The 17,537-nt window shown below is 68.0% G+C and carries 15 protein-coding genes; 6 read left to right on the plus strand and 9 right to left on the minus strand.

Annotated elements, in window-relative coordinates; all coding sequences use genetic code 11:
* Position 1: 1 nt before the first annotated feature.
* The 6 genes from ABZX10_RS04920 to ABZX10_RS04945 all read right to left on the minus strand — a co-directional run bounded on the left by ABZX10_RS04920 (position 2) and on the right by ABZX10_RS04945 (position 6,094).
* Positions 2 to 1,243: a phosphoribosyltransferase family protein gene (locus ABZX10_RS04920; protein WP_355535131.1), complete on the minus strand. Its 1,242-nt coding sequence runs from the start codon at positions 1,241 to 1,243 to the stop codon at positions 2 to 4.
* Positions 1,244 to 2,404 (minus strand): HpcH/HpaI aldolase/citrate lyase family protein, encoded by a 1,161-nt coding sequence (locus ABZX10_RS04925; RefSeq protein WP_355535134.1) that lies wholly within the window; start codon positions 2,402 to 2,404, stop codon positions 1,244 to 1,246.
* Entirely contained in the window at positions 2,401 to 3,603 is a 1,203-nt protein-coding gene (locus ABZX10_RS04930; protein WP_355535137.1) for a hypothetical protein, read from the minus strand. The genes ABZX10_RS04925 and ABZX10_RS04930 overlap by 4 nt, the downstream gene beginning before the upstream one ends.
* Before the next feature lie 12 nt (positions 3,604 to 3,615).
* Positions 3,616 to 4,746 (minus strand): DUF475 domain-containing protein, encoded by a 1,131-nt coding sequence (locus ABZX10_RS04935; RefSeq protein WP_355535140.1) that lies wholly within the window; start codon positions 4,744 to 4,746, stop codon positions 3,616 to 3,618.
* Positions 4,747 to 4,836: 90 nt separating this feature from the next.
* Positions 4,837 to 5,412 (minus strand): TerD family protein, encoded by a 576-nt coding sequence (locus tag ABZX10_RS04940; RefSeq protein ID WP_355535143.1) that lies wholly within the window; start codon positions 5,410 to 5,412, stop codon positions 4,837 to 4,839.
* 106 nt (positions 5,413 to 5,518) lie between these two features.
* A complete protein-coding gene (locus ABZX10_RS04945; protein ID WP_355535146.1) occupies positions 5,519 to 6,094 on the minus strand; it encodes a TerD family protein in 576 nt (191 codons plus the stop codon).
* Positions 6,095 to 6,279: 185 nt separating this feature from the next.
* Here ABZX10_RS04945 and ABZX10_RS04950 point away from each other — a divergent pair, with 185 nt between their 5' ends.
* The 5 genes from ABZX10_RS04950 to ABZX10_RS04970 all read left to right on the plus strand — a co-directional run bounded on the left by ABZX10_RS04950 (position 6,280) and on the right by ABZX10_RS04970 (position 14,269).
* Complete coding sequence (locus ABZX10_RS04950) at positions 6,280 to 7,605, plus strand: TerD family protein (RefSeq protein WP_355535149.1); 1,326 nt, start codon at positions 6,280 to 6,282, stop codon at positions 7,603 to 7,605.
* 1,666 nt (positions 7,606 to 9,271) lie between these two features.
* On the plus strand, positions 9,272 to 12,364 hold the full coding sequence (locus tag ABZX10_RS04955) for an FtsK/SpoIIIE domain-containing protein (RefSeq protein WP_355535152.1): 3,093 nt from the start codon (positions 9,272 to 9,274) through the stop codon (positions 12,362 to 12,364).
* A 232-nt stretch (positions 12,365 to 12,596) separates the two neighbouring features.
* Complete coding sequence (locus ABZX10_RS04960; RefSeq protein ID WP_355535155.1) at positions 12,597 to 13,361, plus strand: hypothetical protein; 765 nt, start codon at positions 12,597 to 12,599, stop codon at positions 13,359 to 13,361.
* 235 nt (positions 13,362 to 13,596) lie between these two features.
* The gene (locus tag ABZX10_RS04965; RefSeq protein ID WP_355535158.1) at positions 13,597 to 13,860 is read left to right on the plus strand and encodes a hypothetical protein; all 264 of its coding nucleotides are present in this window, start codon (positions 13,597 to 13,599) and stop codon (positions 13,858 to 13,860) included.
* A 7-nt stretch (positions 13,861 to 13,867) separates the two neighbouring features.
* Positions 13,868 to 14,269, plus strand: coding sequence for a hypothetical protein (locus tag ABZX10_RS04970; protein WP_355535161.1), 402 nt, complete (start codon positions 13,868 to 13,870; stop codon positions 14,267 to 14,269).
* Between the two features lie 18 nt (positions 14,270 to 14,287).
* Here the strand turns inward: ABZX10_RS04970 and ABZX10_RS04975 are convergent, their stop codons facing one another.
* The 3 genes from ABZX10_RS04975 to ABZX10_RS04985 all read right to left on the minus strand — a co-directional run bounded on the left by ABZX10_RS04975 (position 14,288) and on the right by ABZX10_RS04985 (position 16,831).
* Positions 14,288 to 15,037: a DUF1542 domain-containing protein gene (locus ABZX10_RS04975; protein ID WP_355535164.1), complete on the minus strand. Its 750-nt coding sequence runs from the start codon at positions 15,035 to 15,037 to the stop codon at positions 14,288 to 14,290.
* A gap of 149 nt (positions 15,038 to 15,186) precedes the next feature.
* Positions 15,187 to 16,284, minus strand: coding sequence for an inositol-3-phosphate synthase (locus tag ABZX10_RS04980; protein ID WP_355535167.1), 1,098 nt, complete (start codon positions 16,282 to 16,284; stop codon positions 15,187 to 15,189).
* A complete protein-coding gene (locus ABZX10_RS04985) occupies positions 16,277 to 16,831 on the minus strand; it encodes a PadR family transcriptional regulator (RefSeq protein ID WP_355535170.1) in 555 nt (184 codons plus the stop codon). The genes ABZX10_RS04980 and ABZX10_RS04985 overlap by 8 nt, the downstream gene beginning before the upstream one ends.
* Before the next feature lie 237 nt (positions 16,832 to 17,068).
* Here ABZX10_RS04985 and ABZX10_RS04990 point away from each other — a divergent pair, with 237 nt between their 5' ends.
* The gene (locus ABZX10_RS04990) at positions 17,069 to 17,467 is read left to right on the plus strand and encodes a DUF5318 domain-containing protein (RefSeq protein ID WP_355535173.1); all 399 of its coding nucleotides are present in this window, start codon (positions 17,069 to 17,071) and stop codon (positions 17,465 to 17,467) included.
* Positions 17,468 to 17,537 lie beyond the last annotated feature (70 nt).

Below are 17,537 nucleotides of genomic sequence, written 5' to 3' on the forward strand. Positions count from 1 at the left end.
GTCATTGTTGCGCCGCTTCGGCGCGGGCGGCGGCGAGCTCGGACTGGTCGGACGCGGGGACGATGGCGACCAGCACGTCGTGCCCGGCCGCGGCCAGCACGTCGAGGAGGCCACCCGGTGCGCGCAGCCGATCGGTGTCGGCGGGTGAGTCGACGATGAGCACGATCCGCGCCTCCTCGCCGGCCCACTGGGCGTTGTACAGGTACCGGCGTGGCGCCTCGGGATCCGGCTCGGGGGAGAGGAATTCGAATCCCCTCCGCAGCGGGTACCCGTCCTCGTCGCGCACGAGTGCCGGTGAGCGCGTGGTGGTCTGGAACCGCACCCGGTGACCGTCGGCGGCCAATGACTCGGCGACGCACAGCGGCAGGTACATCAGCTCCTCGTGGCCGATCACGATCACGGGCCGCCCGTCGAGGTGGGGTGCGAGCTCCGCGGCGACCTCCGCCGCGGCGTCCCGCAGCCGCGACTGGTCGGCCGCGAGCACGCCGTGCCGGCCACCGTCGGGCACGTCCGAGGGCCACGGGGCGGACAGCACCTCGACGGTGCCCCGCCGCCCCGCGACGGGGTTGAAGGGCGTCGCGGGGAGCCCGGCCACGCGCTCGGGCAGGCCGTCCGGCAGGTCGACGGTGCCGTGCGCAAGCGCGACGAAGACGATGTCGAGTCCGGAATCGGCTGCCGCCCGCGTGTTCTCGGCGGCGCGGGCGGGCGAGCGGACGTCCACCAGCGAGGCCACCACGTACCGGCGGTGCGGCGCGAGCGCGTGCAGCGCGCGGATCGAGTCCAGCGCCGTTGCGCCGGTGGAGATCTCGTCGTCGACGAGGACCAGCACGTCGGCGGCGGAGAGCAGGTCCGGCGAACTGGGCTGCAACAGGTGCGAAGTGGCGTGCGAGTGGCCCTCGGTGAACTCGCCGTACACCGTGGCCCCCGTGCGCCGGGTGGACTGCAGGTACACGGCGGCGTCCAGGCGCGCGGCCACGCAATGCCCCAGACCGGTCGCGGTCTCCGCGAACCCGAAGACCACGCACGGCTCTCCGTGCAGCTCCAGCGCCACGAGGTCGGTGAGATGATCCGCCGCTGACCGGACCGCCGCGGGCTCCGCGGGGATGTGCTTGCCGAGCACCGTCGAGACGAGCAGGTGCGCGCGGCGCGGATTGCGCCGCAGTGCGGGTGCGATGAGACGACCGAGTGCGACGTCCCCGTGCACGTGCATGCCGAGATCGCGGCACAGGTTCGGCGGCTGCATCTACTGCTCCTCGACCAGCGCGGTGAGCAGGTCGACGAATCCGACCTCGGGACGGGTCACGCCGAACATGTCCGCCCGGATCAGCGTTTGCCGAGCCCAATTCCGGTGCGGCTTCATCTCGTTCATCTTGTTCCGGTAGCGCGACGCGCCGACGCCGCCGGATGCGCCGGCCATGACGTCGAGCGCGTCCTGGTGCTCCTCGTGCGTCACGGCCGAGAGCGCGTGCACGGCCGCGACGTGGGACGGGTGGATGACCGTCTTGCCGTGCAGGCCGTTCGCGCGATCGAGGGCCGTCTCCCGGAGCAGCCCGTCGAGGTCGCGCCCGACGAGCTTCTCGCGGAAGCGGGCGGCGTGATTGCGCTCGAAGGGCGTGGCGCGCAGCAACGGACGGAACATGCGCTCGTGATCGGCGAAGTACTCCCACACCGGACCCGTGACCACGAAGCCGGTGCCGTCGGAACGCGCGAGCCGGTTGACGATCGCCGAGATGGTCTCGGCGACCACGTGCACGTCGTAGATCGTCAGGTCGCGGTCGCGCCGGATGCCGAACAGGGCCGACATGTCGGTGGCCCCGATCCGCACGGCCAGGATCCGCTCGCGCTCCTCGGCGAGCAGTTCGCTGATGCTGCCCAGATGCTCGTCGCGGCTCTCGCGGTAGACGATCGACGGGGTCTCCAGGACCGGCATGGCGTACAGGTGCGCGTCGCGGGTCGCGAGGGCGGAGAGGGCGTCGCGTCCCGCGGCCGCGGTGAACTTGGGGAGGACCACCCCGGTGAGGGCCCGCGCACCGTCGCCCACCGCGTCCAGCAGGGAGGGGGTCTCGGCGGTCGTGCGCGGGCGGAGGAACAGCAGCGGCAGCGGCCCCGGGCCGTCGGCGAGCTCGGACAGCGCCTCTGCGGCGGCCCGGACCGCGTGCTGGACCTCGTCGTCGGCGACGGCGTCCTCGAGATCGATCACCATGGACAGCACCCCGTCGGACCAGCGGCGACGGATGGTGCCGGCGAGGTCCGGCCGGGTCGCGGGTACGTACAGCGTGGCGCCGAGCCCGACCGCGAGCTCGTCCCGGGAAGTGGCGCGGTCGAAGGGCTGCGGCGACAGGTGGAACAGGCGCCGCCGAACCTCGTCCGGCAGCTGGTGGAAATGGCGCAGCTGGGTGCTCACGTCCGCCCCCGCATGCGGTTCACCGCGTCCGCGATCACGCGGTCGATGTCGGCGAGGGTCTGCAGGTACTGCCAGTAGTCGGGGTGCACGCGCTCCAGATCGGCGATCGCGCGCTCGATGCGGGCGTTCTGCGCGTCGAGCACGCTGCCCCAGCGGTAGACCTGCTGCTTCTGGACGGTGAGCAACTGGGCGTCGCGGAGCGCGAAGCGCGTGCGATCGGCGCGCGCCGCGGGATCGGCCTTCACCCCGCGCAGCGTGCGGAGTCTCTCGCCGACCGCGTTCACCGCCGCGTCGGCGGTGTCGAGGTGATCGCGGGCGACGGCGACGTCCTCGAGCGCCAGGTCCGGGGTGCCGGCGCGGAGGCTGTTCGAGGCCGAGGCCAGGGCGGTCTCCGCGGCTGCGGACTCCCGTTCCGCGACCTTGTCGTTGTCGACGAGGTCGGCCGAGCAGGCCGAGCTGAACTCGCGCAGCAGTGCGGAGCGGGTGTCGGCGATGTCCGCGGCCCGGTTGCGGACGGCCTGCAGGCGCGTGCCCGCCGCCGCCAGTGCGTGCTGCGCATCGTCGCCGATCCGCGGGGCGGCGCCGACGGCGGCGGTGAGCTCCGCGGCCTTCTCCAGCACGCTCTGCGCGGCGGCGTCGCGGGCGGGGAGGTCCGGCGCACCGTCGAGCGCCTGGACGGCGAGCACAAGGGCGTCGGTGGCCCGGATGACCGGCCGCAGGCCCAGGTACGGCGCGGTGGCGGGGGCGGCGAGGAGGTCGGTGGCGCGCTCCGCCGCGACCCGCGCCGCCTGCTCCTGGGCCGCGGAGCTGGCCCGGGCCCCGCGCGCGGAGGCGAGGGTGCGCTCGTGGTCGCTGTGGAAGCGGTCGAGGACGGCGACGAGGTCGGACAGCTCCCGGGCGGTGGCGGCCTGATCCTGCGGCGTGGGCGGGCGCGTGCCGGACTGGCTGCCGCTGGCCCACAGGTACCGCTCGGTGGCCCCGCCGAAGCGGTCGCGGATGGCGGGCCACTGCTGCACGGCCGAGGCGCCGGGATTCTGTGCGGAGAGGGTGCGCACGTCCTCGTCGAGCGAACTGAACCGACGGTCCGCGTCGAGGTAGGCGCTGGTCAGGCCCGTGTCGACGGCGCCGGCGCCCGCGGCGTTCGATGGAGAGCGATCGGGCTCTCCACCGAACAGCCGACGGAACGCACTACCTGCCATGGTGAACCCGGCTCAGGCGTCGATCCGCTGCGCAGCCGACACCGGGGCGTCGCCCTCGGCACCGTCGCCCTCGCGACGGTTGCGGACGATGCTCGAGGCGAGCGCGGCCAGGATGAGCACCACGCCGATGAGGCCGGTGACCACCTCCGGCACCTCGGTGTGGATCGAGTACAACAGGATGCCGGCGAGCGCGCCGATGGCCCAGTGCGCGCCGTGCTCGAGGTACACGTACTCCGAGAGCGTGCCCTTCTCCACCAGGTACACCGTGAGCGAGCGGACGAACATCGCGCCGATGAAACCGAGGCCCAGGGCGATGATGATCGGATCCGCGGTGATCGCGAACGCGCCGATGACGCCGTCGAACGAGAACGACGCGTCGAGCACCTCGAGGTAGAGGAACAGGAAGAAGGCGGCCTTGCCGGTGACCTTCGCCAGTTCCGAGGGGCCGGACCGGGCGCGTTCCGCCTCCTCCTCCATCTCCTCGACGTGGAAGAACTCGCCGAGGCCGTTGACCACGAGATAGGTCACCGTGCCGAGGATGCCCGCGATGAACACGGTCTTCGACTCGTCGACGGTGTGCGCGGCGAGCGTGCCCGTGAGGACCAGAGCGACGAGGGCGACGACGATCGGGAAGCGGTCCAGCTCGCCGATCTTCTGCAGCGGCCGCTCGATCCAGCTGAGCCAGGTGAGCTCACGCTCACCGTCGAAGATGAAGTCCAGGAACAGCATCAGCAGGAACATCCCGCCGAAGGCCGCGATCTGCGGGTGTGCCGCGGTGATCAGGGTCTCGTAGCTCGCACTGCCGTCCGGGAAGTACTTGGCACCGCCGGCGGGCGGGTTGAGCGCGAGGTCCATGGCCTTGACCGGGTCGAGACCGGCGGTGATCCAGACGATCGCGAGGGGGAACACCAGGCGCATGCCGACCACGGCGATGAGGACGCCGACCGTGAGGAACATGCGCTGCCAGAACTGGCTCATGCGCTGCAGCACGGTGGCGTTGATCACCGCGTTGTCGAACGAGAGGCTGACCTCGAGGATGCCCAGGATGGCGGTCAGCAGGAGGGCCTGGGGCCCGCCGTAGAGGAAGGCGACCACCAGCGCGGCAATGGTGACGAGGAAGGAGAGTCCGAAGATGCGGAACACATCGGCCTTTCGAAGGAGGATTGCGGGAGCGCGAGACCCGGCGGGCGGTGGTCCGCTCGCCGGGTCTGCGCGCTCCGCGTGAGGTCGGAGTTAGACGTTGACGCCGTAGTCGCGCGCGATACCCGCGAGACCGGAGGCGTAGCCCTGCCCGACGGCGCGGAACTTCCACTCCGCGCCGTTGCGGTAGAGCTCGCCGAAGACCATCGCGGTCTCCGTCGACGCGTCCTCGGAGAGGTCGTAGCGGGCGATCTCCTGGCCGTTGGCCTGGTTCACGACGCGGATGAAGGCGTTGCGGACCTGGCCGAACGACTGGCCACGGTTGTCGGCGTCGTAGATCGACACGGGGAAGACCACGCCCTCGACGTTCGGCGGGATCGCGGCGAGGTTCACCTTGATGACCTCGTCGTCACCGTCGCCCTCGCCGGTGAGGTTGTCACCCGTGTGCTCGATGGAACCGTCCGGCGTGCGCAGGTTGTTGAAGAAGACGAAGTTCTCGGGCGAGGCGACCTTCCGGTTCGCGTCGATGCCGATGGCGCTGGCATCGAGATCGAAGTCGGCACCGGTGGTGGTGCGCAGGTCCCAGCCGAGGCCGACCGAGACGGCGGTGAGGCCGGGGGCCTCCTTGGTGAGCGAGACATTGCCGCCCTTGACGAGACTGACGCCCATGGATCGTGGTCCTCCCAGTTGCACGACGGCGCCGGTCCGCCCCCGCGTGTGATTCGAACTATACCGACGAAACGGATATCGGCCGGTGGTGAATCCGGGCCTGATGTCAGATGTTCACGCCGAAGTCGCGCGCGATGCCCGCGAGGCCCGAGGCGTAGCCCTGGCCGATGGCACGGAACTTCCACTCGGTGCCGTGGCGGTACAGCTCGCCGAAGACCATCGCGGTCTCGGTGGACGCGTCCTCGGAGAGGTCGTAGCGGGCGACCTCCTGACCGTTGGCCTGGTTGATCACACGGATGTAGGCGTTGCGGACCTGGCCGAAGGACTGGCCGCGGTTGTCCGCCTCGTGGATCGAGACGGGGAAGACGATCGCATCGATCTGCGGCGGCACGGCCGCCAGATTGACGTTGATGGTCTCGTCGTCACCGTCGCCGTCGCCGGTGAGGTTGTCACCCGTGTGCTCGATCGAGCCGTCCGGCGAGCGCAGGTTGTTGTAGAAGACGAAGTGCTGATCGTTGAGCACGCGCTTCGCGGTGTCGACCGCCAGGGCGCTCGCGTCGAGGTCGAAGTCGGCGCCGGTCGTGCTCCGCGCGTCCCAGCCCAGCCCGACGGCGACCGCCGTCAGTCCGGGGGCCTCCTTGCTGAGCGAGACGTTTCCACCCTTGCTGAGGCTGACTCCCATGTGATTCCTCCCGAGAAACTCTTCGGCGCCGGCGCACCGCCGCCTGATGACGTGGTCGCGAATTCACAGTACGCGGTTTCGGCCGGCGAACGCTGGGTTCGCGCGGCAGTCATCCGGACGAACGACATGTCAGTCTGATCCCTGCGTTCCGTGCCGATTCGCCGGATTCTTGCAACAATCGATGTGTGACATCACTCGCACGCGGCCAGAACACGGCCCTGTCCCAGACCACTCTCGCGGTCGCCATCGCCGGCGTCGCGCCCGGGTCGGTGGACCTGTTCGCCATCCAGGTAGGCGACGACGGTCGAGTCCGCAGCGACGCCGACCTGGTGTTCTTCAACAGCCCGACCTCGCCCGAGGGAGCCGTGCGCCTGACCGGTCCGGACGCGCTGACGCTGGATCTCACCGCGATCCCGCCCGCCATCAGCACCGTGCGATTCGCGGTGGCTCTCGACGACAAGGTCCCCGGGTCGCTCGCGTCCGTGCCGGGCCTCAGTGCGCGCGTCGGCGCCGACGACTGCCCGGCGGGCGGCCTGACGACGGAGCGGGCCGCGGTGCTCGCCGAGGTCTACCGCCGGAACGGCGCGTGGAAGCTGCGCAATGTCAGCGCGGGGTGGGACCGGGGCCTGGTCTCCCTGCTCACCGAGCACGGGGTCACCGTCGACGGTCCGCCGCCCGCCGCCGCGCCGCCGGCACCCGCGTATCCCCCGGCGCAGCCGGCCTACCAGCCCCCGCCCGCGGCACCGTCGTACCCGCCCGCGCAACCGGCGTACCCACCGGCTCAGCCCGCCTACCAGCAGCCGCCGGCGTACCAGCCGCCGCCCGCGGCGCCGTCGTATCCGCCCGCGCAACCGGCGTACCCACCGGCTCAGCCCGCCTACCAGCAGCCGCCGGCCCCGGTGGGCCCGCCGGTCAACCTGTCCAAGATCACGCTCACCAAGTCCGCGCCGACGGTGTCTCTGGCCAAGTCCTCCGAGCGGCCCACCGGCCACATGCGGGTCAACCTGAACTGGACGCAGGGGAAGAAGGGGCTGTTCGGCGGCGGCAACGCCATCGACCTGGACCTCGCGTGCTTCTACGAGCTGCGCAACGGGGACCGGGGCGGCGTGCAGGCGCTCGGCAATGCCTTCGGCAGCCTCGACCGCGCGCCGTACATCCAGCTCGACAGCGACGACCGGTCGGGTCAGTCGCAGGGCGGCGAGAACCTGTACATCAACCTGGCGCACCTCGACGACTTCGTGCGGATCCTGATCTTCGCGTACATCTACGAGGGCACGCCGAACTGGGCGTCGGCCAATGGCGTCGTCACGCTCTTCCCGCCGGGTGGCCCCGAAGTGGAAGTGCGACTGGATAACCCGGACCGGCGTGCGATCTCCTGCGCGATCGCGCAGCTGCACGTGGTGAACGGCGAGCTCAGCGTCACGCGCGAGGTGCAGTACATCCACGGCTCGCAGCGCGCCGTCGCCGAGGCGTACCACTGGGGCCTCAACTTCACGCCCGGCAGGAAGTGACTGCGGCCGGGCCGCCGGCGCCTTCCGCAACTTCTCGAATTCGGCTGTGGTGTCCTGCGTTCGGAGGATACTGCGGACCGTCACCCGCAGTGAGCGTTGTCGTAGCCGGTCGCCGCATCGAATTGGCGACCTCGACGGAATGCGGTGTCGCCATGGCCAACTCACAAGTGCGAGAAACAACGATCGACATCCGGACCTCGATCCCTGCCGAGGAGCTCGCGGCGTTGTCGGTGCAGACCGCGGAATCGACAAAGTTCCTCGGCGGGGGAGTGCGTTTCGAGGGAGCAGAGTCGGGACGGACGAACTGATCGGCGCGGGTACCGCTGGCTTCGCCGAATTGTTGAAATTCCACTTTGCGATCGGTCGCGATGGTGTGGCGACCGAGGCGCGCAGCGAGACCGAGACGTACAGGACCTCACAGCAGACGCCGATGTTCAATCCCGTCTCCCCGAAGTCGATGGAGGGCTACGGCTCCTACCGCAAGTACAAGCGCAATAGGGAGACGCCCACAGTGGACGGATTCAGCGTGCGGACGGAGCGGGGAGCCGGGCTCGGGCCCCGGTGCCGACGAACCCGGTAAGCGGACCGGGGCCTCAAAAGTCGCCGCCCCCGAAGTCGCTACCGGAGGTCCCACCCGCCCCGTGACCGATGTCCCCGGGTTGAGGGTATCGTCGGCCGCGATGCTGCGGCGGGTAGTAGCTCGGGGGGACGATCCGGTGGGCTGAGGATGCCCGGACGGTGTGGCCGGCGACATCCATGGAGCGGTCCTCGTGGACAGAGCCGGCGGAGCGCTCACAATAGGATGAGGCATCCGCGGTGCGCGTCGAACGCGAGGGTTCTCGACGAAGTGCGCGTAGTAGGGGAGCATCACCAAAGCTCCAAGGCACTCTCTGAGGGACCCTGCGCGCACAACCCGGCCATCTAGCAGGAGCATCCAGCTGCAGTTGAGGGCAAACAGGAGCAGTGCTGCGGCCAGCCGTCATCCGAACGGATGAATTTCGCCGATCTGTCCTGGGGGAAGACCGAACGAACGGTGTGCGAGATGGGTCGGCGCAATATGCTCCAACCGCCACCTGAAGGACGGGTGGGAACGGGAGGGCGGGGCGCGATGGCGATCGACATGACGAGGCCGCCGAAGCGCAGCCCATCGGGCGGGACGCCCCCGCCGGATTCGGCCGCGCCGAGTTCCCTGCCGGGCCAGCGGATCGATATGACACGGCCCCCTAAGCGCAATGGATCGGGTGCGGCTCCGGGACCGGATTCGGTCGCGCCGAGTTCGCTGCCGGGCCAGCGGATCGATATGACACGGCCCCCGAAACGTCAGGGCTCGACTGCGACGCACGCGCCGGAAACGACGGCCTCGGCTGCGCAGACGGGGCAGCGGATCGATATGACGAGGCCCGGACCAGAGGGCAGGCCGAGCCGGGCGGAGGCACAGCTTTCGCAGAGCGCGCCGGTCGATACCTTAGGGGCGAGTTCCGTGCCCATCTCTTTCGATCGTCCGGGTCGCAAGGGGGCCGGGGATTCGGTGAGGACACAGGCGGCAGCGTCGGGGGCTCTACGTCGGCCCAGTGTCGAACCGCTGACTTCGAGTCTTGTGCTCGGGAGCAATGAGCTTCGCGGACTGATCCAAACGTGGCAGCAGGACGCAGCGGACGTGGCGACGATGGCGAAGGCCATCGTCGACGAATACGCCGCCGCACACCTGGACATCGGAGCGTCGGTCTCGGCATTGGAGTCTGCGCGGTCCGACCTGTGCGCTGCCTACGACCATCGCTTCGGAGAGGGCACCAGCCGCTACATGTCGGGGCATGCCGGCGCGGTCCCGTTCGGGCAGTGGATCGAGGCAGCAGGTCGGATCACGTCGCGATTGCTAACGGCATCTGTTCCGTGGACCGATAAGGGACGAAAGCAGCTGGCGACCGAGATGCGGGAGCTGACGTCGGGACACTTGAGCTCGTATGATGCGACGCGCCGGAAGCTCTGCGTCGACGCGTGGCACCAGATGGCGAAGGATGGCGGTCAGCGGGCGCTTCGGCATCAACCACAGATGCGGACGGGACGTGCGGGAGCGGTTCCGAAACCGCCGATCGGGCCACCGGACACTGGTTTCGCGGAAACGGTTGTGCCAGGCGCGGGCCCGCTCAACGTCTATCTGGGCATGATTCGTCCCGCAGGCTTGACGTTTAGTTCGTCGAGCGTGAGCGACTACGAATCCACCACACATACGGCGGCGCTTGCGCCGGCTGAGATCCCGGTAGTGATTGATCTCGATTCTGCGGGTGGCGTGATCGTCAGCGATCCCTTGTGTATTGAGACGGCGGTGCTGAACCTGCTCGCCGCGTTGCCGGCCAATCAGCTGGCGATCCGGGTGTTCGACCAGAAACGAAGTGGTGACTCCGCCAAGTTCCTCTACGGGCTCGGCGATGCCACTGAGAAGGTTCTCGGTGGCCTTCCAGCGACCAGCGAGAGACAGCTCGAAGAGCTTTTGCAGAACACCGAGGAGCACATCACCTTCGTGACCCAGCGGTTTCTCCAGGGGGAGCACCACAGCCTCACTGAGTACAACCGTGCCGCGGGCGAGGTGGCCGAGGCCTACCGTCTGCTGATTCTGTACGACTTTCCGGCGGGATTCTCCCGTTCCGGACACGAGGACGTCGATCAATTGGCGCGGCTCGCCAGAGTCATCCAGAACGGGCCCCGGTGCGGAGTATTCACCGTCCTGGTGGCGCCGAACATGGGGGTCCACGGCCAATTCCTCGACATGCTGCCGAGGTTTTTCTCGGGGCAACTCGTGCCGGATTCAGTCCTCAGCAAAATGAGGTCGTGGAGCGGCCTGGACCTTCCACGTGTGGTGTCCGCACCGGCAACGCGGGGCACCGTCGCGAAGCTCAGCTCGGGCGCGGTCTCGTGGAAGTTCGACGGTGCGCGCGCACCGAAACCGGACGTGGCCAGTGCACTACTCGACTCGGTGAAGCGCAGTCTGGCGACCGCAGACGATGTCAAGGTGACACCCGAGCGGGTCCTTGAGCTTGCAGCCCAGGAAGAGCGAAATGCGGCCGCAACGCTGCGCGTTCTAAGTATGGATCGTACGCCCGACATCTACCGTCCCGAGACCTGGTGGAGGGGTACAAGTACGGATCGAGTCGCCGCGCACTTCGGTCGTGTCGGAGCGCGGCAGGTCGCTGATCTCGTGATCGATTCGGAAGTGAACAGCTACGCAGCGCTGATCGGTGGCAGGCCCGGTTCGGGTAAGTCGGTGCTGATCCACGCGATGATCATGAGCCTGGCGCTCGAGTACTCGCCCTCCGAACTGGAGCTGTTCCTCATCGACTTCAAGGAAGGCGTTGAGTTCAAGCAGTACGCGGACGTCGGTCTTCCGCAGGCTCGTCTGATCGCCATCGAGGCGGAGCGGGACTTCGGGCTGTCAGTGCTGGAGAGAGCACAGGACGAGTACAAGACTCGGGGAGAGAAGTTCAAGGCCGTGGGAGCGGTCAAGGTGAGCGAGTATCGCGAGCGCACTGGTCGAGTTCTTTCACGCTACGTCGTGATCATCGACGAGTTCCAACAGCTGTTCTCTCAAGACGATCGCTTGGCGCAGGACGCGGCCCTAGTGCTCGAAGACCTGCTTCGTAAGGGGCGTGCGTTCGGGATCCACGTCGTACTGGCATCGCAGTCCCTCGCTGGCATGGCGGCGCTGGGCAAGCATGTGATCGGTCTGATACCCACCCGGATTGCGTTGCAGAGCAACGAAGCCGACTCGCGCCTCATCTTGGGTGAGGAGAACCCCGATGCGCAGACGTTGAGCCGGGCGGGTGAGGGCATCCTCAACCTCGACAGTGGCCGTCGGGACCTGAACAAGCGCTTCCAAGCCGCCTTGTGGGAGCCTGAACTGCGGGCTGCCGTGTTGGCGCAAGTGGTCGAACGAGCCATGGCGGAAGGCTTTGACGAGCCGACCGCGATCTTCGAGGGCCATCGGGCCGCACCTGTGGGAGGTCTCGATCCGGGCAGGCTGGCGGTGGTCGACGAGGGCATCAAGAAGCTCGGTCTGCCGTTGGGGCTTCCACTGTTGCTCGACCCGGACCCGCATCGTGAGCACTTCCAGCGGGTCGCGGGTAGTAACCTGTTGATGATCGACGAGCAGGGCGCGGGCACGCTCGCGGTGTTGCTCGCGAGTCTGGCACTGCGCGGGGTCGCGGTCGACCTAGTGGACTACGCCGCCGACGATGAAAACTGGACTCCTGTTGTCGAGGAGCTCGAGTACTTCCCGGGTATCACTGTCGAGCGGCGGCGCGGTATGCGCGCGTTGTTGAATGGACTCGCCGACACGGTGAACGATCGTCACGAGACGAACTGCCTTCGCGAGCCAGCCCGCGTGCTGGTGATCGCGGGGATGGGGCGGGCCCGGGATTTCGACCCAGGCAACTACGACGACGATTCGGCGACGCGGGTACTGGGGCGAATCCTCCAGGACGGTCCTGAGGCGGGGGTACACACCATTCTGTGGTTCGAGAGCGCTGGTGCAGTGCGCAAGCGAATGGGTGGAGATCAGATCAACGAATGCGGACTCCGCATGATCGGGCCGATGGGGCGCGATGAGTCCTCCGAGCTTGCGGATACCCCGGACGGTGCCTCTCTGAAGTCGGGGCAAGCGATCATTGCGGATGTCGACCGGTCACGGAGCACGAAGGTTCGGCGTTTCGCGCCACCACCGCCAGGTTGGCTTCAGTCACTGAACAGAAGCGGGGCACGTGTCTAGCGGCGGTGCGCGGGTCGAAACCGCGGTCTTCGACTTCCTGAGGCCGCGGCTTAAAGAATACCGCGAACAGACCGCGGACCTTAAGACGGCGGTTGCAGGATCGGTGGCGAAAGCCGTGTCCGCCGCAGACGACGTTGTTTCCGAACGGCGGCGGCTCCTGCAGGTTGCGACTGTGGAGTACGAGAGTTGTTGTCGAGACCCCGAAGCCGACTGCAGTGGATATTGGCGCAGAATGAAGCTCGCGCAGGACAAGCTCGATGAGGCGCGCCGTGGTCGCGAGATCATCGAGCGTGCTCGGGAAGTGTTCCGGCATGCGCAGATCAAGCACGACACCGTCGTCGACCGTGAGCTCCTGCGGGGGGAGAAAATGGTGCGCGAAGCCGACGAGCGGACCGTCGGCTATCAGAAGTCGATGGGCAGCTCCCCGTCGGTGACGTTTCTTTCAGGCGCTACCCTGGGTAGTGGCGGAGGACTTGGTGGATCAGTGGTGTCCTCGAACACGGCGATACCGATCAGTGCCGGCTCGGACGTCGGTTCCGGTTCGGGTAGCAGTGGGCCCTTGTCGTGGCGCGATGCGCCCGGGGTAGTGGTACCTGTGGCGTTCCCTGCCGGTTTCGCGCTCGTTCCCGTGGGCTCGATTGCGGATACCGACCCTGTGGCGGGGTCTCAGGATTTCGATTCGGGGCAGGATTTGCCCACGCTGAAGTGGTCCGCGAACGCCCTACTGGACGTGGTTCTGCCCGCCCTCATCGGCGCGGGTGCGGACTTGGACTCGGTTCGTGTGGCCCTGTCGGAGAAGGATTTACGACAGGGGCTCAGTGGGGAGCGTACGTACTCTCGAACACTCGACGGATTCTTCGGGGACATCTCGGCGATGAAAGTCGGATATACTCCCGCGGCGGGTTTCGACCTGCAAAACGGTAGGCACCGATTGTGGCTGCTCAAGCGCCTCGGCGCCGAGCAGGTCCCGGTGCGGGTCAGTGGAGCGGGATCGTGAGTCGAGTCTCCGGTGATATCGGTCGACACGAGTCGGACCGCGCTGGGCGCTATCGCTCACGCTTGCGCGCGGAGTCGTTGTGGTCTGACGCGGCTGCCCGCCAGTTTCTCAACGTCCTCGACCTTCTTGAACAGGAGGACAAAGCATACGGCGCCGCCCTCAAGCAGTTGGATGCGGAGTTCAACAAAGCACAGAGATTTCTTGGACCGGTTGTCTAGTCGAAGGATTTGGTGAAATGTCGAGAATCGATACGGACCCGGACGCGCTTGTCGCGATGGGGCGTGAGTTGAAAGCGGCGAGCGCCGCGATCGACGGGTCGGTGCGCAAGGTTCGGAGCGCACTGAACTCGAGTCAGTGGAACGACTCGATCAGGCGCGACTTCGAGCGGAATCTCGAGGCAATTGCCCGGATGGCGAAGCAGATCGACACCGTCAGTGACGAGAGTCAGAAGATGCTGAACCGCAAAGCGGCTCAGCTCAAGGCATACCTGGGGAAGTAGGGAGATCATGACGGGAACCACGGAAACTTCGATACAACTCCGACAGCGCGGGCTCGTACTCGTCGGAGTAGGGACCACAGCAGAGGTCATCGGACTACTACTCTGCCCATTGGCGATATTTCTCCGCGGCAAGGACGACCCGTCGTACGGCGACTGGGGCCTGATCGCCGGTGCGTTCGGATTCATCGGAACGGTGGCGGTGGTAGTCAGCGTCTGTTCCATTGCACTCACGGTGATACGCCACAAACGGCCTACCGGAACCGCGGACCTAGCGGGAGCTGTGGCGACGGGCGCGAGTCTCCTCGCAGCGCTGATGTCCACCGGCATGATAGGGGTGATCTTCCTCGCCATCGGCGCTGCCGTGAACTACGTCGGTGGCAAACAGCTAGAGGCCGCTTCGCAGCGCTGAGCCAACGAGCGTGAATCACTAGAAGTCGAAGCCGCCGAAGTCCCCGCCGTCGAAATCGCCACCGCCGACATCGCCGCCGGAGTCCCAGCCGTCCCCCGCGTCTGCGCCGAAGTCCCCCGCGTCGGCGGCACCGTCGACCCCGGGATCGGCGAGGACGGCCGGGCCGATCCCGGCCATTCCGGCGAACATGGAACTGAACAGCAGGTAGCTGCCCACGCCCCAGGCGCCGGCCACGAGGGCGGGCTTCCACCAGGGCTCGCTGTACCAGCCCGCGGGTACGGGCCGACCTGCGACGACGCCACCGGGGTAGTAGTTCGGGGTGCGGTCCGACGGTGCGGGGGACGCCTCGAGCGTGCGGCCCTCGACGTCCACCGAACGGTCCTCGGAGACCGAACCGGCGGAGCGCTGACCGTCGAGCTCGGGGATCGGCGGGCCGGGATCCATGTCCATGGCCACCCGCGCGGCCCGCGCGTAGTAGAGGCCCTCGAGCGCGGTCTGCTTGGCGAGCCGGGCCTGCGCGGGCGTGTTCGCGCCGCCGACCTGGGCGCCGGCGGCGGTGTACCGCTCGCCGGCATCCGCGAGGGCCTGACGTGCCGCGTCGTTCGACCCGACGAGGTTGTTCACCTGCCCGGCGAGCCGGTCGATGGCGGCCCGGGCGTCGGCCTGTGCGTCCGACAGGGCGGTGGTCCGGGCACCGCGATTGCGTACGACGTTCGCGATGACGAGTGCGATCGCCACGATCACGACGATGATGAGCAGGGTCTTCATGCCGTCGACGGTACCGAGACCGGACGTCGCGCGGCTTACAGTGATCTGAAGATCCGGACTTTTCGCCGACGGTGAACGACGGAGGACCCGCCACCCCACGCGGGTGACGGGTCCTCCGGTCCGGGTTGTGCACCCGCCGATCGCGCGGACTACTCCGCGCCGATGATGAACTCCTCGAGCTGCTTGCGCGCCACGTCGTCGGCGATCTGCTCCGGCGGGGACTTCATCAGGTACGCCGAGGCGGGGATCACGGGGCCGCCGATGCCGCGGTCCTTGGCGATCTTCGCGGCGCGCACGGCGTCGATGATGATGCCGGCCGAGTTGGGCGAGTCCCAGACCTCGAGCTTGTACTCCAGGTTCAGCGGCACGTCGCCGAAGGCGCGACCCTCGAGGCGGACGTACGCCCACTTGCGGTCGTCGAGCCACTCGACGTAGTCCGACGGGCCGATGTGCACGTTCTTGTCGTGCACCTTGCCGGCCAGCGGGCCGTTGAGGTTGCTGGTGACGGCCTGGGTCTTGGAGACCTTCTTCGACTCGAGGCGGTCGCGCTCGAGCATGTTCTTGAAGTCCATGTTGCCGCCGACGTTCAGCTGGTACGTACGGTCCAGCGTGACGCCCCGGTCCTCGAACAGCTTCGCCATCACGCGGTGCGTGATGGTCGCGCCGACCTGCGACTTGATGTCGTCGCCGACGATCGGGACGCCCGCGTCGCGGAACTTCGCGGCCCACTCGGGGTCGGAGGCGATGAAGACGGGCAGCGCGTTGACGAAGGCCACGCCCGCGTCGATGGCGCACTGCGCGTAGAACTTGTCGGCCTCCTCGGAGCCCACGGGCAGGTACGAGACCAGCACGTCGACCTCGTTGTCCTTGAGCGCCTGCACCACGTCGACGCCCTCGCCCGGTGCCTCCTCGATGGTCAGGCGGTAGTACTTGCCCAGGCCGTCGAGGGTGTGGCCGCGCTGCACGGTGACGCCGGTGGGCGGCACGTCGGCGATCTTGATGGTGTTGTTCTCCGAGGCGTTGATCGCCTCCGAGAGGTCGAATCCGACCTTCTTGCCGTCCACGTCGAACGCGGCGACGAACTCGACGTCGCGAACGTGGTACGGGCCGAACTTCACGTGCATGAGGCCCGGGACGGTGGCGTCGTCGGCCACGTCCTTGTAGTAGTGGACGCCCTGCACGAGCGAACTGGCGCAGTTGCCCACGCCGACGATCGCAACGCGGACCTTGGTGGAGTTGTCAGTCACCGTTCTTCCCTTCAGTCGGTGTCAGTCGGTCGTCGGAGCGGGATTCGGCGGCGATCAACTCGTTGAGCCACCGCACCTCACGCTCCGACGTTTCCAGTCCCAGCTCGTGCAACTGCCGCGTGTACGTCTCGCTCGAGCCCCCGGCCGCGAGGGCCCGACGGAGCTCCTCCCGTCGCTCCTCGACCTGCCGGCGGCGACCCTCGAGGATGCGCAGCCGGGCCTGGGCGGGAGTGGCGGTGAAGAAGGCGAGATGCACGCCGAACCCGTCGTCCGTGAAATTCTGCGGTCCGGTGTCGGCGACCAGGGCGGAGAACCGCTCCTTGCCCGCCGGGGTCAGACCGTAGACACGGCGCGCTCGGCGCTTCGACGGGCCCGGCCCGTCCTCCTCGGCGATGTAGCCGGCATCCTGCGCGCGGCGCAGGGCGGGGTACAGCGAACCGTAGGAGAACGCGCGGAACGGACCCAGCAGTTCCGTCAGCCGCTTGCGGATCTCGTAGCCGTGCATGGGGGATTCGTGCAGCAGACCGAGTACTGCGAGTTCGAGCACTGCCGCCTCCTCTCCGGGCACGGCGCCGAGCCCGTGCGGCCGACGCGAGTGGATCTATCTCATCAATCGATCGGCAGTTGTATCGCGCCGATATATACGACGATACCCCAGCGATGAACGTGCGATGAACGGCAGGCGGCCTCGCGGCCGGTGCGAGCGCTCGGACCGGGGGAGGATCGGCGTGGGCGGAATGCCCTTGTCGCGGCAGTGCGCACCTGAGCCACGTACATTGGATCCGTGCGGACGCAGAGGCAAACGGTGGACTACGCGCTGCAGCGGCGATCGCTGCTCGCGTCGGTCAATGCCGGGCGCACCGCGGTGAAGTCCGTGTGCGATGCCGATACCTACCTGCTGCGCGCAGCCAAGTTCCACGGCCGCACGTCCGAGGTGCTGTGCCCGATCTGCCGCAAGGAGCAGCTGACCCTCGTGTCGTGGGTGTTCGGTGATTCGCTCGGCCCGGCGTCGGGTTCGGCACGGACGGATGCGGAGCTCAGCGACCTCGAATCCACGTCAGCGGAGTTCTCCGTGCATGTCGTGGAGGTCTGTAGGTCGTGCAACTGGAATCATCTGGTGCAGTCGTACGTCGCGGGGCTGCCCCCGCGGCCGAAGCGGAAACGTCGCGCGGCGCCCGGCTAACGGGATCCGGCGGCCGGTCGGCACGACGGGGGTGGCGCGGGGGCGCACGAGAAGAACGAAGAGACGAGCG

The organism is Tsukamurella sp. NPDC003166, from assembly GCF_040611135.1.
Lineage (GTDB): Bacteria > Actinomycetota > Actinomycetes > Mycobacteriales > Mycobacteriaceae > Tsukamurella.